The following is a 16,795-nucleotide window of genomic DNA, read 5'->3' as shown; positions in this document are numbered from 1 at the left end:
TACACCTCTTTTATTAGATATTGGAATTTAATATGGGACATTATCGAGTGATCATGGACTAATAAAGTCCCAATTAGTGCATAAAAAATGGACTTAACTTGATCAGTCAAATCGTTTTTTCTGTATCCACCAGGATTGTACCCTCCATCCTTAATTCTCTTACAAACATAGCCAGATGGAGGGTTTTTTCCTATCTCTTTTGCTATATCTTATGGTTTATATCTTAACTCGATCAACAAATCGCCTGTTTCAAGGGTATCACCCGGTTTCACGTGTACAGCCATAACTTCGGCATGGAATGGGGCTTGAACAGTCGTTTCCATCTTCATCGCTTCCGTCACGATAAGATGCTCCCCTTTCTTGACCTTGTCTCCAGGCTCGACCATAATTTTTAGGACTTTACCCGGCATCGAAGCCCCAATCTGTCCCCGTTCGGAAGGATCTGCCTTACGCTTCGCCTGTACACTTGCCTTAATGGACATATCGCGGATAGTCACTTCACGAGGGAAGCCATTCAATTCGAAATAGACAATCCGGGTTCCATCTTCGGCCGCCGGTCCAACGGAAATGAGCTTGACTATAAGAGTTTTCCCTTGTTCAATATCCACAGAGATTTCTTCGCCGAGACGAAGCCCGTAGAAAAAAGTAGCCGTATCCAACACACTGATCCGTCCGTACTCGGAGGATAAGTTTTCTTTATCCAAGAAAACTTTTGGGTACATGATATATGACATCACATCATAGTCATCAACCTTGCGACCCACCTTTTCTTCCAGATCAGCTTGGACCTTTGCAAAATCAACGGGTGGAAGCAATTCTCCCGGACGGCACGTAAAGTAATCTCTTCCTTTAAGAATCGTGTCGCGAAGCGTTTCAGGGAATCCACCCGGGGGTTGTCCCAAATATCCCTGACAAAATTGGACAACCGATTCCGGAAAGTCGAGATGCTCCCCTTTTTCATACACATCCTGTTCCGTCAGCTGATTTTGTACCATGAATAAAGCCATATCACCAACGACCTTGGACGACGGAGTCACCTTGACAATATCGCCGAACATCTGATTCACCGTGGAGTATGTTCTTTTCACATCATCCCAGTTGTCCCCTAATCCTACTCCTATGGCTTGTTGATGAAGATTGGTATACTGTCCCCCCGGCATTTCATGGACATAGATCTCAGAACTCGGTGATTTTAACCCACCCTCAAACCCCGCATAATAATGGCGGACGTCTTCCCAATAATCCGAGAGCTTTTGTAAATGGGCTTCATCTAAACAGGTTTCTCTTTCCTGGCCCTTTAACGCAGCGACTAATCCATTCAGGCTAGGCTGGGAAGTGAGTCCTGACATAGAGCTTACGGTCGCATCAACAATATCCACGCCAGCTTCATAAGCCTTAAGCAAAGTAGCCATTTGATTCCCGCTCGTATCATGGGTATGCAGATGGATCGGAATGCCAATTTCTTGCTTTAGGGAGTAAACCAGCTGATATGCCGCGAACGGCTTTAGGAGTCCAGCCATATCTTTAATGCACAAGATATGAGCCCCGGCTTTCTCAAGCTCTTTAGCCAAATCAATATAATATTTCAAAGCATATTTATTTCTCTTCGGATCCAGGATGTCACCTGTGTAACAAATGGCAGCTTCCGCAACCTTGCCGGATTTACAAACCTCCTCAATAGCGGTCTGCATTCCCGGAATCCAATTCAAACTGTCAAAAATTCGAAAAACATCAATACCAGCGTTTGCGGCTAACTGGACAAACTTCCGAATGACATTATCCGGATAATTCGTATAGCCTACTGCATTGGCTCCCCGGAAAAGCATTTGAAACAATACATTGGGAATCCGTTCACGAAGCCCTCGCAGTCGTTCCCACGGGTCTTCACCCAAGAACCGCATACTGGTATCAAACGTTGCCCCTCCCCACATTTCTAAAGAGAATAAGTCAGATGCCAATTTCCCTGTCGCTTCGGATATATTTAACAGATCATAAGTCCTTGCGCGAGTAGCAAATAGTGACTGATGAGCATCCCGGAATGTCGTATCCGTCACCAACAGTCTCGACTCAGAACGGATCCAGTGCACCAAACCGTTTACCCCTTTTTGATCGAGGATCTGCTTTGTACCGGGTCTGTAGGGCTGATTTACTGAAGTAACCGGAACTCGAGGATCAGGGAAGTTCGGCTTCTTCCCTTTTGTTATACCTGGATGACCATTGACAATCGTTTGTCCAATATAGGTAAGAAGCTTCGTACCCCGGTCTTTTCTTGCAGGGAATTCAAACAGCTCAGGCGTGTAATCGATATAAGAAGTATCATAATGTCCGCTTAAAAAATGGGGATGCTGGACCACATTTTCAAGGAATGGGATGTTCGTCTTGACTCCGCGAATCCTGAATTCTTTTAGAGTACGCCTCATTTTGTTCGCCGCATGCTCATAATTCATCGCCCATGCTGAAACTTTCACTAATAGAGAGTCATAATGCGGCGTGATAACCGCACCGGAATAACCATTCCCCGCGTCCAATCGGATCCCAAAACCTCCACCGGTGCGGAAGGCAAGCAAGCGCCCTGTTTCAGGCATGAAACCCCGAGCAGGGTCTTCGGTTGTAACCCGGCATTGAATAGCAAAGCCACGTGTCGTAATTTCACTTTGCTCCCTAATTCCAACTTCTGGGCTATTCAGAGCATATCCCTCTGCAATACGAATTTGTGACTGTACAATATCAATACCCGTAATCATTTCCGTAATGGTATGTTCCACTTGTACCCGCGGATTCACTTCTATGAAATAAAATCGAAGATCTGCGGTCACTAGGAATTCTACCGTTCCCGCGTTATAATATCCCGCAGCTTTCATTAACTGCAGTGCAGCTTCATTAATGTCGTTTCTTAATTCTTCCGGTAAAGACACACTAGGTGCCACTTCCACAACTTTTTGATGTCTTCGTTGTATAGAGCAATCACGCTCATATAAATGAACGGTATGCCCGTAGTGATCGCCCAGAATTTGGACTTCAATATGCTTAGGACGTTCTAAATATTTTTCCATATAAACTGCAGCATTGCCAAAAGCCGTTTTCGCTTCAGAGCGGGCTCGGTCTAGTGCGTCTTGCAGCTCTTCCTGACCATGAACGATGCGCATCCCCCGTCCGCCTCCACCGGAAGCTGCCTTGATAATTACGGGGTATCCATGTTCTTTTGCAAACAATATGGCTTCCTGTAAACTTTGAATCGGTTCAGGAGTTCCAGGAATAACAGGGACACCTGCCTTAATAGCCATCGCTCTGGCATCTACCTTATCCCCAAACATTTGAATATGCTCTGGCGATGGTCCGATGAATACCACGCCTTCTTCTTCACATCTCTTGGCGAACTCCGCATTTTCTGCCAAAAATCCATAGCCGGGATGTATGGCATCTACTTCGTGGCGCTTGGCCACCTCCAGGATCCCTTCAATATCAAGGTAAGCCTCAATCGCACCTTTTCCTTCTCCAATCAGATATGCCTCGTCCGCCTTAAAACGGTGAAGGGCAATATTGTCCTGCTCTGAGTACACTGCAACGGTACGAATATTCAATTCCGTACAAGCTCTAAAAATACGAATGGCAATCTCGCCACGGTTGGCAACCAATACTTTACGAAAGCGTTTGATGTTTTCCATATATATCCCCCTAGCCTAATGAAGAATCGTCTAGCTTCACAAAGTATCCCTGCATCCAATTTTGTAACATATGATATATATTATAACATTTGATAAATCAATATTAGTGGATGATATCGGATATGTCAATGATAGAATTTTTGCACGAATACAAAAGTGTTTGAATAAACGATTGACAGCGAATGGATAGGGTTGATATACTTCGAACATAAGTTACAGTATGTCACATTTGATAATAAATGATCCTAATTTTGTTCGAGTAGTCCAATTGGTATATCTAATTCATTAAAAATAAAAACAATATAATTAGCGGGGGCTAGAGAGATGAAACAGTTAATGATGGATCTTGTAGGAGTAACGGAGGCGGCTGCATTGGCTTCAGCCCCATGGATTGGCAGGGGGATTAAGCATGAAGCCGATGAGGCCGCCACGGAAGCGATGCGTTCTAAATTGAATCAAATCTCCATGGATGCCACCATCGTAATCGGTGAAGGGGAATTAGATGAAGCACCCATGCTATACATTGGCGAGAAAGTGGGCACAGGCGAAGGATTGAAATTAGATGTGGCCGTCGATCCGTTGGAAGGAACGAGCCTTGTTGCCAAGGGCCAAGGCAATTCGATAACAGTCATCGCGGTCGCTCCTAAGGGATGCCTTCTTCATGCGCCTGACATGTATATGGAAAAAATTGCAGTCGGTCCCAAAGCTGCCGGAAAAATAGACATCGATACACCGCTAATTGAAAATATGAAGATTGTTGCTGAAGCCAATGGAAAAGCCATCTCAGATTTAACAATTGCCGTCTTGGATCGGGAAAAAAATCAAAAATACATCCAAGTGATCCAAGAAGCTGGGGCGAAGGTTCAGCTCTTTAGTGACGGGGACGTCACTTACTCGATTGCAACGGCATTGGAGGGAACCGGGATCGATATGTTTGTCGGGATAGGAGGCGCACCGGAAGGCGTCGTTTCAGCGGTTGCTCTGAAATGCTTGGGTGGAGACATGCAAGGAAGGCTGCTCCCTAGCAATCATGAAGAATATGATCGATGCTTACAAATGGGATTGTCCCAGGTAGATGAAGCTCTTCGCTTGGAACAATTGATCAGCTCAAATCAATGCATATTTGCTGCAACCGGCATTACAGAAAGTATCCTATTAAAAGGAATCGAAAAGGATTCAGATAAACAGATTACCCATTCTTTCCTGGCGTACGGAAATGAAAAGCGACTTCATTTTATAGAATCAGTTCACAATATTTGAATCAATAGTATAACCCATTTAAAAAACAAGGGAGAATTTCTTATGCTTACCCCATTCAAACAGCATTTAAACGAAGTACTTTCAAATAGCACCGTACATGCTAACCTTTCTGTACCGCAGTTAGTTGAAACGGCGATTCAAAGACAAGAAGGAATAATAACTGACCGAGGCGCCTTTAGGGCAGAAACCGGAAAATATACAGGCCGCTCTCCCCAGGATAAATTTATAGTAGACGAACCATCTGTTCATCATAAGATTTCCTGGGGTACCGTAAACAAACCAATAGATGAAACAAAATTTGATAGACTCTACGCGGATGTGATGGCATATCTGGCAGGTAAGGAATTATTCATCTTTGATGGTTTTGCAGGTGCGGATCCCTCCTATCGTTTACCGATTCGAGTCATCAATGAATACGCTTGGCATAACCTCTTCGTACATCAGCTATTCGTCAGACCGACTGCACAAGAATTAAAAACCCATCAAGCAGAATTTACCGTTGTAGCGGCACCAGGTTTTGAAGCCAATCCCGCCATCCATGGGACGAATTCGGAGACGTTCATCATTATCAGCTTTGAGAAAAAAGTGGTTTTAATCGGTGGAACCAAGTACGCCGGTGAAATGAAGAAATCGATTTTCAGCATAATGAATTTCCTTCTTCCGGAAAAGAACATACTCTCCATGCATTGCTCTTCTAATGTAGGGGAACAAGGAGACGTTGCTTTATTCTTCGGGTTGTCGGGTACAGGCAAGACCACTTTATCTGCCGATCCGAACCGTCGATTAATTGGAGACGATGAACATGCGTGGTCTGATCAGGGCGTGTTTAATATTGAAGGGGGCTGCTACGCGAAATGCATCAACCTTTCAGAGGAAAAAGAACCACAAATCTGGAACGCCATTACATTTGGAACGGTACTGGAGAATGTAATGATAAATGAAGATTCTCGAACACCGGATTACGATAGTGCGAGACTGACTGAAAACACGAGAGCGGCCTATCCTGTTGACTTCATCCCTGGTGCCGTCATTCCCGGCAAGGCTGGCCACCCTAATGTCATCGTCTTCTTGACTGCCGATGCTTTCGGGGTTCTGCCTCCTATTTCGAAGCTGACCAAAGAGCAAGCGATGTACCACTTCTTATCCGGTTATACTAGTAAACTGGCCGGCACCGAACGAGGAGTTACAGAACCGGAAGCAACCTTTTCCACCTGTTTCGGATCTCCTTTCCTGCCGCTCCCTCCGCGGGTATACGCAGAAATGCTTGGAGAAAAAATGGAAAAACACCATACTCAAGTTTATCTCCTGAACACAGGATGGACAGGCGGTGCATACGGAGTGGGAAAACGAATGGATCTGTCCTATACTCGTAGAATGGTCTCGGCAGCTATCAATGGAGAACTTGATCACACCGAATTAACGGCTGATCCTATTTTCAAATTACGAATTCCTAAAAAGATCTCCGGCGTTCCAAGCGAGGTACTTCAACCGAAAAATACTTGGTCTAACCCGGATGAATATGATTTGAAAGCCAAGGATCTAGCTTCTCGTTTTGTGAGGAACTTCCAGAAGTTTGAGGGAATTGGGCAGGATATTGTGGATGCTGGGCCTAAGGTTTAGGAGTAGAAATTGTGATTCGAACTTTAACTAGAATAAAGGTGGTATGAAATCCACCTTTTTTCATCATATTACCTGCACCCGCCCTTTTTGCAAACGAACGTTCAAGTCGGCTGTGTCTGCCAACCGGCTTAATGATGGGCAAATGTGAGCAATCCACAGTCAAGGCTGGAGTAAAAGCCGTATTATACGGCCGATTATTAACCAGCGCAATCTGTGTGGTTGTTGCTTATATAGTAGGGACGATAGCAGGATTTTAATAAGGCTTATCATTGTACATCTTAATCAAGTTGATCACATGTAAAGCGCGAATAGGGGGAATCTCTAAAGTCCGAGATTCCCCCTTCATTTGTTAAATCAATTGCAGCTTCTCCAGTCCAAACCGTATGCCGCCTTCATCCACATGTTTTGTAATAAAGTTGGCAAGGGGCTTGAGCTCCACATGGGCATTTCCCATGGCAATCCCCACACCTACATAGGAAAGCATTTCTTTGTCATTTAAACCATCTCCAAAGGCTACAGCCTCCGCCGCGGACAAACCGAGATGCTTTAGCATCGCCTGAATCCCTATCGCCTTTGATCCTTTAGAAGGGATCACATCAAGGGAATACGGATGCCACCGTACAAATGAAAGATCTGGTATGATTCCCTCATAAGGTGATCTTTCTTCCTCCTTACAGAACAATAGCGCTTGATAGATATGTTGCTCTTTCCAATAGCAAGCGTGATAATCGGGAGCAGGTACTTTCAAACTTTCAAACGACTGGGTCACATACGGATGCATGTCCTGATTGGCATAACAGGTCTCATGGCTTAAAAACACCATAGGGTGGCCCTTTTCGTTTGCTATGATCTCTAGCCATTCTATAGAATCGATATTCAAAGGACTGCCATAGATAGGCTGGCCCTTATAGACGACATAAGAACCATTAAAGCTAACAAATGACTCAATCCCTAGCTCTTCTGCAATATGCTTGAAATGAAAAGGCGCTCTCCCTGTTGCAATGGCTACTTCCACCCCCTGCTGCTTTAGCTCTTGAACAGCCGCTTTGGTATCTTCCGGAATGTTTTTCTCTTCGTTCACGAGTGTTCCATCGATATCAAAAAAGACGATTTCATATGACATGATTATCCTCCTTTAGCTTTCAATAGATCTAGAAATCTCTTTTCCCCTTCTTGTTACATAGCGGGACCTTAATTCTTCCATTGTTTTAATAATATCGTTTTGATAAACGTTTGGATACTTGTCGTGAACACGAAGTTCTCCCATCTTACATAAGTAATCCTTAAGAAGATCAACAAATACCGCCGAATCGGAAAGGCCAACTAACTCCTGAAGACTCCCCATCCGGTCCGGGTGAACAACCGGATAGTCTAATGATGAAAATCCCCCTGACGCGATATCATAGAATCTTTTAACCAAATTGCCTCTTACTTCTTCTTTATCCTCTACATTGATAAAGGCTTGTACAACGAAAGCCTTAGTCTGCCGCCTTTGAGCAATACCGCAAAACTTTTTGCCGCGGATACTCAGATCATAGTCTCCGGGGCAGTAAGAACCTTGAATCTCTCCCTTTTCCACCTTATCCGAATAACGTATGAGGCTCTCCCGAATAAGAGAATACATCATTTCAAAATCATACCGGAAATCCATTCTCCCCTCTTGATTGGGCAAAATCCAGGAAATGTTTACAACTCCTGGATCTAACGGCACTGCAGCTCCTCCGGAATTGCGTACAGTGACCTTGTATCCCTGGCTTTCTAACCATTCTATCGCTTCAGAAGCATTAGGCAGCCTGCGATCTCTCAGCCCCATGACAAATGCCTTTTGGTGCCGCCAAATGTGTAGAATGGGCGTATGCTTCTTTTTTTCCATCAGTCGACAGGTGACTTCATCAAAAGCAAAAGGATACAAAATATCATCACCCAAAGCCGTATGAGAAACATCGATGACATCGCAAGATATCAGAGGAAGATTCATGCCCCTTCGTTCCCTTCTAATTCAAAATTGTTGGTTTTAAATCGCACGCCCTGCCGATTTCGCTTGCTCATGGGCGTGATACGAGCTTCGTACCAGCGGCCCAGATTCCACGTGGTCGAAACCCATGTTGATCCCTTCTTGTTTTAATAACATAAATTCATCCGGATGCCAATATTTCTGCACTTTTAAATGCTTTTTCGTTGGCTGCAGGTATTGGCCGATAGTGAGGATGTTCACATCCGCTTTTCTTAAATCTCTCATCGTTTGCAGGATTTCCTCCCAGGTTTCTCCTACCCCGATCATGATACTAGATTTGGTAGGAATGTTTGGTGCGATTTCTTTGGATCTGGCAAGCAGTTCAAGCGAACGGTGATATTTTGCTTTGGATCGGACTGAATCGGAAAGTCTTTCTACTGTTTCGATGTTGTGATTTAAAATGCTAGGATTTGCTTTAAGCACGGTTCTAAGGGAATCCCAATCCCCTTGGAAATCCGGAATCAACACCTCAACCGTACACAAGGGGAGACGATGGCGTATCGCTTGAATGGTTAAGGAGAAAACGGACGCCCCTCCATCCCTTAAGTCATCCCGAGCTACCGCTGTAATGACGGCATGCCGCAAACCCATCTGTTCCGCAGCTTCCGCCACTTTTTCCGGTTCCGCCAGATCAAGCTCCGTAGGCAGTCCCGTGGTGACCGCACAAAAACGGCACCCCCTCGTGCAAATGCTGCCGTTTATCATGAAAGTAGCCGTACGGTTGGACCAACACTCATAAAGATTGGGACATTTGGCTTCTTCACAAACCGTATGCAGCGTTTTTCCTCGCATCAAGCTTTTGATCTGCCTCGTGTTTTCATTCATGTTCAGTTTTATTTTGAGCCACTCTGGCTTTCCTTGCTTCATTTATATACCCCCTCCATACCTAACAGAGGCCGGGATGAACCCAGCCTCTGTTAAATCCCATCTATGAAATCTCTAACAAATTATGTTTTAATAGGTTTTCATCTATATAGCCTTTAATTTCCTCACCGGTCTCCAACGATAAAACATGGTGGGCCACTTCTTTCAATCGGCTGAAATTGAGTTGTTTGATCAGGTGACGAGCGCGAAGAATCGACGTTGCACTCATACTGAATTCATCCAATCCTAACCCAAGCAGGATCGGAATCGCTGTTTCTTCTCCAGCCATCTCCCCGCACATGCCAACCCACTTTCCTTCTTGATGAGCCGCTTGAATCACCTGGCGTATCAAGCGCAGAATGGCCGGATGGTAGGGTTCATACAAGTAGGAAACCTGTTCATTCATCCGATCCGCAGCCATCGTATATTGGATCAAATCATTGGTACCTATGCTGAAAAAGTCAACTTCCTTAGCCAATTGATCGGCAATCATTGCTGCAGCAGGCACTTCTATCATAATGCCTACTTCTATTTCTTCATTAAATGCCGTGTTTGTGCGGCGAAGCTCTTCCTTTACCTGTTCCAAAAGCTGGTTTGCCTTTCTTAACTCGGTTAGGGTGGCGATCATCGGATACATGATTTTGATATTTCCAAAGGCACTCGCACGCAGCAACGCCCGCAATTGGACCTTAAATAATTCCGGATTGCCTAGGCATAATCGAATCGCACGGTAACCTAGAAAAGGATTGAGCTCCTTTTGCATCGAAAGATAAGATAATTCCTTATCTCCTCCAATATCCAAGGTGCGGATCACCACCGGACGATTTTGACCCATTGTGACGGCCACTGACTTATAGGCTTCAAACTGCTCCTCTTCACTTGGGAATTGATCTCTCTCCATATACAGAAACTCCGTCCGGAACAAGCCTACTCCTTCAGCTCCCTGTTCAATCGCTTGCACAGCATCCTGAGGGGTTCCGATATTAGCGGCCAATTCCACATGATGGCCATCCGCCGTTTCAGTTCGTTGATCAACTAATTTTGCCCACTCTACTTTTTGTTTGAGATACAGCTTTTCCTTTTCTTCATAACGTTTGATGAGATCGATGTCCGGACGTATATGTACCTCTCCAGTGAATCCGTCGATGATCACCATATCCCCTGTCTGCAATTCAGCTGTAATACTAGAAAGTCCTACAACAGCTGGGATTTCCATAGTGCGTGCCATAATGGCTGAATGGGAGGTTCGCCCACCGATGTTGGTCGCAAACCCTTTCACCTTTTCCTTATCTAATTGTGCCGTGTCTGAAGGGGTCAAATCGTGGGCAACTAAAATGATCGGCTCCTGGTCTCCTACTGGCACTTCTTCGCTTGCTCCTATCAATTGCTTCAAGATGCGTTGGCAAACATCTCGCAAGTCAGCCGCTCTTTCCCTCATATATTCATTATCCATACTTTCAAAGATGGCAACCAATTGAACTTTTACATCTTCCACGGCGGCTTCCGCATTCAGCATTTCATTTTGAATTTTCGCTTCTATCTGTCCTACGACCTCTGGATCTTCCAAAAACATCAAATGAGCCTCAAAGATCTGTGCCTCTTCTGCGCCAATCTCCTGTTCCACTTTTTTCTTGATCGCTTCCAAGTCCGACTCTGCTGCTTTAACGCTTTTCTTGAAACGTTCTACCTCTGCCTTTACATCATCTTGCAAAATCGTTTGTCGGGTATAGGTGATTTGGTCTTCGTGTTTAACAAAGGCTCGACCTATTGCGAAGCCAGGTGCGGCTGCAATTCCGTTGCGCAACATATAAACTGCCCCTTTCCGGATTATAAGTATCGTTAAAAAGCAAAACCGTCATCTTTTTCGAGAGACGGTTTTGAGGTATTAAATGAGGCTTGTCTGGACTATCCTTGGATAAATTGAATCTTAGTCCCAACCTCAATCTTAGGAAGCACATGCGGAGTAACATAAACGGAACCCGGCAATACATCGGCTGGAGCCTCTGTGAAGTAAATCGAGATGTGCCCGATGGCCAATAAATTATGGTACGCCTCAGAACCTAAGCTGGTTACTCGGTATTCTTGGTCTCCTACTACTAACTTATCCCCCACAGCAAGAGGTTGATCGCCATGCTCTTTAAGCTCTTGAATAACTGAAACTTCTTTTAATTCTTCTGGTGCATTCGGACCAAAGAAGATCAAGACTTTTTCTTCTTCAAAACTCAAAGCCATTTCGCCTATTAAAGATACTACAGATTGAATCATATGAAACCTCCGGTAATTTTTTAATATGGTAGTGTCAAACTTGCAAAGTAAGCAATAATAACAGAACCTACACCCGTAATCATGCGGCTGTATAGAACGGCTGGGACTCCGTACTCAATCGTCTCCGGCTTAGCTTCCCCCAGGGATAGTCCTACGGGAACAAAGTCACAGCCCGCTTGTGAGTTAATAGCGAATAGAGCAGGCAAAGCATACGCGGGCGGGATATTCCCCATTGCAATTTGTGAACCTATCAATACTCCTACAATCTGTGCGATAACTGCTCCAGGTCCGAATACGGGAGATAAGAATGGAATGGTACAAATGAGAACGAGAACAATTAGTCCCCATAAGGATCCCGCTAGAGGCGTTAACCCCTTGGCTAACAACTCACCTAAGCCTGTATATTCGATAATCCCCATTAGCATCGCTACAAACGCCATAAACGGCAGGATGTTTCTGATCAGCATTTCTATGGAATCGCGTCCAGCTTGATACAAAACACTAATCACGTATCCAATCGACTTAGAGATCTTCAATAAGGCACCGGTATTAACATTCGGCCGATCCTCTTTTGCCGGAATGGCCAGGTTCGCTTTCCCCACAGAAAGTTCCGGTTGGGCAGCCGAAGCCGCGACTTCTGCCGTAGCGTCAATAACCGCAATATCATTTACAGTAACGCCTGAAACAAAGATATCTTCTTTAATATGTTTAGCCAATGGGCCGGATGGCGATGTTGGCATGACGGAAACGGTCGGGATCCTTTTCATGGGGTATACCCCGATGCGAGCCGTACCTCCGCAATCAATAACCACACACATCATTTCATCTTCTGGCACCGAAGTTGAAAATCCATCTACAACTTCTGCTCCTGCAAGCTCTGCAATCCGTTGGGCTACAGGATGAATTCCGCCGCCTGTGATGGATGCCACTTTCTTCTTCTTCCCGTTCGGAGCTAGGGTTAAACCGGCTCCCCAACCGCCAGAACCTTTTTTAACATGTATTGTGTTACCCATTTTGACCCCTCCAGTTCATCTAAAAAATTTAGGCAGATTTTGCGATGGCAGTTTCTGAGCGCTTCGCTTCCATTCGTCCAGCAAGGTATTTCGTAATGATTTCAGTCACTACTCCGCGCATAAAGATGACGACGATACCGACTAAGAAGTAATGGACGGCCAAGGGTCCAATCGAATATCCTGCTTGCTGCAATCCGTTCGCAATCCCTAGCCAAACAAACAGTTCACCCGCATTAGCGTACGGGAAGAAAGCGGTTACAGGATGGACAAATGATACCGCAGAATCATAAAAAGCGGGTTTTTGCTTTTCTGGCAAGAATCGACCAAACGTGTAGGCCATCGGATTCGTCAGGATCAGAACAGCCATCACCGGTAACAGGGTATATCGCAAGATCATATAGCGGGAAGCAAACATCATGGCACGATTCGTCCGCTCCTCCCCGATCAATTTGATTACAGCATTCGTAAAGGTCAACAGGACAACTAGAGTAGGGACAATACCTGTAACTAAACCCATAAAGGTTTTTCCGCCGGCATTAAACATGCCGATAAAATGCTCGCCTATCCATTGAATCCATTCCATTGAATCTGCCCCCTTTTTTAATTCTTCAAAAGCTAGTTTCTCAAAGCTTGCTCCCTTTTGGCAGGGATAGATTTCACCGCATTCTCAGCGGCCATTTGAAAGGCTATGGCAAGAGATCTCCTATTTGACTCTCTTTTTGCCAGTTACCGTTTCGTATGCTTGTTCCAATATTTCACACACATGTCTGCCTTCATAATCAGCGTAAGGCTTAAATCGGGAAAAAACACTCATCCCGGTTAGTACATGACACTTTCTCACTTGATATTCTTGATCGACAATCAATAAGACGATTGAGCGCCTTCCCAATGCTTTCTTGGACGTGCCGGAAAAAAGGTGAAAGCCGGATAAACCTTTATATTCTTCAATCATTTGCCCCATCACGGTCCGATAGTCTCTCACTTGAAGTATCGTGAGCGCATACTGCAATAGCCAAGCGACAATGATGAATAGGATAAAATAGAATTGATCCACTCTTTCACCTCCTCCTTGTTGCAAGTATTACTTAGCTTGGAATAAACTGTCCTGTAATTGACGCAAGTGCCATACTGTTGTAGACATGTCCATTTCCACATCATCATAAGTCAGGAATTGACCCTCACTTATATCCCGCTTGGCAACGACTTTTCCGCTGATCAATCCGATTGGAATATGTCCGTTTGTGACCGAATCTGTATGTGACTCAAGCACTCCGCGAACGGACCATCCGCCGATTCCATCAATGAGTTCTCCTGCTTTAATGTCCCTTTTAGCTACCGATACGGTTTCTGAAACCGGTCCGCTAATCGTCGCGATTGTAGGATCATTCAATAAGAACGCGCGAGCGATTGATATTGGTGTTTCTAAGCTAGCTAAGTGATATGGTCTATAGAGGGTATAGTAAGGCCCTTCCCCTACAGAAAGGTAACGCAATTGATCATCTACAGGCTGCAATGGACTGTTAACAATCACAAACACTCCCGGTGCTAATCCGTGTACATATTCCACTACACCATACTGGGATAAGCATCCGCCTTCTTCTACCAGCTTCAATTTATCGCCTACTGTCTTTACATCCGCACTTACTCCATGCATCCCCAATACATCCGGCACAAACCCTGTAGCATTACTTAAGAGGTTCATCTCCGCCATTGTCTTGGTTCCATCTTGGAAGGAGGCTAACATATGCGAGCTCATATTCTTGCGTCTAGCCTCTTCAGCACATGTGTCTGGATTGGAATTTGGAATGAACGGATTGTTCTTTCCCTTACCCGCAACGACTACATCTAACCCTAACGTTTTAGCGAACTCTACCAATTCCATCGTAGAAGCGGGTTCATCCCCTGCAGATCCTGTGTAGATAAGATTGGCCGACTTATATAATGAAGAAAGAATAGAACCGATTGTTACATCGACTTCAACATTGAGCAAAACAAGATGCTTTTTGGCCATCAAGGTTTGCATTGCGATTTTGGCTCCTACTTCAGGCACACCTGTCGCATCCACGACTACATCCACTTCATTTTGCTCAATCACTTTTCTGATATCGCTTCCAACCGTTACCTTATGTTTTTCCCCGCTTAGCTGCGATAGGTAATAATCAGCTGCTTTCTGTGCTGCTGACACATTAATATCGCAAACACCGCAAACTCTCATCCCAGGCACTCTTGAAATTTGAGCGATTAAACCAAATCCCATTTGTCCCGCTCCAATAATAGCAACTCCAATGGATTGACCTTCTTTTTCACGCATATTCAGTAATCTGTAAATAGCCATTTGTCTCGCTCCTTTTATATGTTATATCGTTTACTCTTCATCTCGTGAAAGAAACTCTACTAACTCTTGCACCGCTTGCTGTGCATCATCGCCTTCAGCGCGAACAATAACTTCAGTACCTGAAGTAACCGCCATGGACATAATGCCAATAATGCTTTTCGCATTGGTGACATTCCCTTGCTTTTCAAGAAAAACTTGACTTCCGAATTTACCAGCAAGCTTCACAAAATTCGATGCTGGACGTGCATGTAATCCTGAAGGAAGCATGACCTTGACAACGGTTTCAACCATAAAATAAACTCCTCCCCTTTTCGTTCCTATCCATCCGATATTCACTGTCTTGTCCTGTTCAACTGATCCTCTTTACATTAAGTATGGGAATTGGGACCAATCAGTGTATTCAAACACATTTTACATTTGATAATCGGTTTATCAAGTGTAACTACTTGTGGCTTAATCATACTGGGTAATTCACCAATCTGTCAACGCTTTTATTTCATTGTTTTTTTTCTACATTAGATATATAAAATCACCTGTTACATATGTTACAAATTTGATCATATGTTATTGACAGTAACATCACCCTGTTGGTATACTCATTACATCGGTTACGAATAATAACATTTGTTATAAAGAAAAGAAAATTCTAACCTGTATCTTTCAACTTTTCATCTATCAATTCGCGAAAAACCCCAGCTCATTAAAACTTCTATAGTAATTTCGCAATCTTAAATTAGGAGGAATAAACTATGATATCCAAATTAAGTTTACCAAGCGTTATTCAGGATCAAAAAAAGCTAACCGACTTTCTACACCAAATGTGGCTCATCCGTTTCTTCGATGAAAAGGTAGATGAGTTCTTTGCCAAAGGCTTGATTCATGGAACCACTCACCTTGCTGTCGGCCAGGAAGCAACTGCTGTCGGGGCTTGTGCTCTTCTGACAGATGAAGACAAAATCACGAGTACCCACCGCGGCCATGGTCACTGTATCGCGAAAGGCGCTCAAGCAGACCGCATGATGGCTGAACTGTTCGGGCGTGAAACCGGCTATTGCAAAGGCAAAGGCGGATCGATGCACATTGCCGATTTAGATAAAGGAAACCTTGGAGCAAATGGAATTGTTGGAGGAGGAATCCCGATCGCAGTTGGAGCGGCATTGACTTCCAAAATGAAGAACCTGGGGTATGTAACGGTGTCCTTTTTTGGAGATGGGGCAACCAATGAGGGAAGCTTCCATGAAGCACTGAATATGGCTTCGATTTGGGACCTGCCGGTCATTTTCTTCTGCGAAAATAACCAGTACGGCATGTCCGGTCCCGTAAAAGAAATGGTGAACATCGAGAACATCGCCGACCGCGCTGGATCTTACGGTATTCCAGGGGTAGTCGTCGATGGAAATGATTTGTTTGCGGTCATCGAAGTCATGGCCCAAGCCATAGAACGTGCCAAAAAAGGAGAAGGTCCTACCTTGATCGAAGCCAAGACCTACCGCTATAAAGGTCATTCCAAAAGCGACGCCAAAAAATACCGCACGCGTGATGAAGAAATGGATTGGAGAAACAACCGTGACGCCATTGCCCGCTATAAGGCTCTCCTCATTGAGGAAGGCATCTTGACCGAGGAGCAAGCCAACGCCATTGAACAACAAGCGAAAAAAGAAATTGAAGATGCGGTGGTCTTCGCCGAGAAGAGTCCGATGCCTTCCCTCTCTACACTGGAAGAAGACGTATTCGCCTAATATATAAAACTCAAATCAAA

General features: G+C 44.6%; 15 protein-coding genes. 4 read left to right on the top strand and 11 right to left on the bottom strand.

The features are described from left to right. Positions 1–209: 209 nt before the first annotated feature. A complete protein-coding gene (pyc, locus tag ABLT31_RS19085; RefSeq protein ID WP_367754554.1) occupies positions 210–3,665 on the bottom strand; it encodes a pyruvate carboxylase in 3,456 nt (1,151 codons plus the stop codon). A gap of 324 nt (positions 3,666–3,989) precedes the next feature. Here pyc and glpX point away from each other — a divergent pair, with 324 nt between their 5' ends. The 3 genes from glpX to ABLT31_RS19070 all read left to right on the top strand — a co-directional run bounded on the left by glpX (position 3,990) and on the right by ABLT31_RS19070 (position 6,802). Further along, positions 3,990–4,925 (top strand): class II fructose-bisphosphatase, encoded by a 936-nt coding sequence (gene glpX, locus ABLT31_RS19080; RefSeq protein WP_367754551.1) that lies wholly within the window; start codon positions 3,990–3,992, stop codon positions 4,923–4,925. Between the two features lie 42 nt (positions 4,926–4,967). Then, positions 4,968–6,545 carry a phosphoenolpyruvate carboxykinase (ATP) gene (pckA, locus tag ABLT31_RS19075; protein ID WP_367754549.1) on the top strand — a complete coding sequence of 526 codons (1,578 nt, stop codon included), beginning with the start codon at positions 4,968–4,970 and terminating at the stop codon, positions 6,543–6,545. A gap of 62 nt (positions 6,546–6,607) precedes the next feature. Next, positions 6,608–6,802 carry a hypothetical protein gene (locus ABLT31_RS19070; RefSeq protein ID WP_367754908.1) on the top strand — a complete coding sequence of 65 codons (195 nt, stop codon included), beginning with the start codon at positions 6,608–6,610 and terminating at the stop codon, positions 6,800–6,802. 92 nt (positions 6,803–6,894) lie between these two features. On the opposite strand, the gene ABLT31_RS19065 is transcribed toward ABLT31_RS19070, so the two are convergent. From ABLT31_RS19065 to ABLT31_RS19020, 10 genes are all read right to left on the bottom strand, one after another. Further along, the gene (locus tag ABLT31_RS19065; RefSeq protein ID WP_367754547.1) at positions 6,895–7,668 is read right to left on the bottom strand and encodes a Cof-type HAD-IIB family hydrolase; all 774 of its coding nucleotides are present in this window, start codon (positions 7,666–7,668) and stop codon (positions 6,895–6,897) included. Between the two features lie 12 nt (positions 7,669–7,680). Continuing rightward, on the bottom strand, positions 7,681–8,523 hold the full coding sequence (locus ABLT31_RS19060) for a lipoate--protein ligase family protein (RefSeq protein WP_367754545.1): 843 nt from the start codon (positions 8,521–8,523) through the stop codon (positions 7,681–7,683). A gap of 36 nt (positions 8,524–8,559) precedes the next feature. Continuing rightward, complete coding sequence (gene lipA / locus ABLT31_RS19055; RefSeq protein WP_367754543.1) at positions 8,560–9,426, bottom strand: lipoyl synthase; 867 nt, start codon at positions 9,424–9,426, stop codon at positions 8,560–8,562. Positions 9,427–9,487: 61 nt separating this feature from the next. After that, positions 9,488–11,230: a phosphoenolpyruvate--protein phosphotransferase gene (gene ptsP, locus ABLT31_RS19050; protein ID WP_367754541.1), complete on the bottom strand. Its 1,743-nt coding sequence runs from the start codon at positions 11,228–11,230 to the stop codon at positions 9,488–9,490. Between the two features lie 98 nt (positions 11,231–11,328). Continuing rightward, positions 11,329–11,688: a PTS glucitol/sorbitol transporter subunit IIA gene (locus tag ABLT31_RS19045; RefSeq protein ID WP_367754539.1), complete on the bottom strand. Its 360-nt coding sequence runs from the start codon at positions 11,686–11,688 to the stop codon at positions 11,329–11,331. A gap of 20 nt (positions 11,689–11,708) precedes the next feature. Continuing rightward, positions 11,709–12,701, bottom strand: coding sequence for a PTS glucitol/sorbitol transporter subunit IIB (gene srlE, locus ABLT31_RS19040; RefSeq protein ID WP_367754537.1), 993 nt, complete (start codon positions 12,699–12,701; stop codon positions 11,709–11,711). A gap of 28 nt (positions 12,702–12,729) precedes the next feature. Then, complete coding sequence (srlA, locus tag ABLT31_RS19035; RefSeq protein WP_367754535.1) at positions 12,730–13,284, bottom strand: PTS glucitol/sorbitol transporter subunit IIC; 555 nt, start codon at positions 13,282–13,284, stop codon at positions 12,730–12,732. Positions 13,285–13,404: 120 nt separating this feature from the next. Then, positions 13,405–13,755, bottom strand: a complete 351-nt coding sequence (locus ABLT31_RS19030; RefSeq protein ID WP_367754533.1) for a transcriptional regulator GutM — start codon at positions 13,753–13,755, stop codon at positions 13,405–13,407. Between the two features lie 27 nt (positions 13,756–13,782). Next, complete coding sequence (locus ABLT31_RS19025) at positions 13,783–15,036, bottom strand: NAD(P)H-dependent oxidoreductase (protein ID WP_367754531.1); 1,254 nt, start codon at positions 15,034–15,036, stop codon at positions 13,783–13,785. Between the two features lie 30 nt (positions 15,037–15,066). Continuing rightward, positions 15,067–15,327 carry an HPr family phosphocarrier protein gene (locus ABLT31_RS19020; protein WP_367754529.1) on the bottom strand — a complete coding sequence of 87 codons (261 nt, stop codon included), beginning with the start codon at positions 15,325–15,327 and terminating at the stop codon, positions 15,067–15,069. A gap of 458 nt (positions 15,328–15,785) precedes the next feature. Between ABLT31_RS19020 and ABLT31_RS19015 the strand changes: the two genes are divergently transcribed. Further along, on the top strand, positions 15,786–16,775 hold the full coding sequence (locus tag ABLT31_RS19015) for a thiamine pyrophosphate-dependent dehydrogenase E1 component subunit alpha (protein WP_367754527.1): 990 nt from the start codon (positions 15,786–15,788) through the stop codon (positions 16,773–16,775). The last annotated feature ends 20 nt before the right edge of the window (positions 16,776–16,795 follow it).

This window comes from Ammoniphilus soli (genome assembly GCF_040813775.1).
Note: the sequence above shows the minus strand (reverse complement) of the source record. Positions and strands in the feature narration are given on the sequence as shown.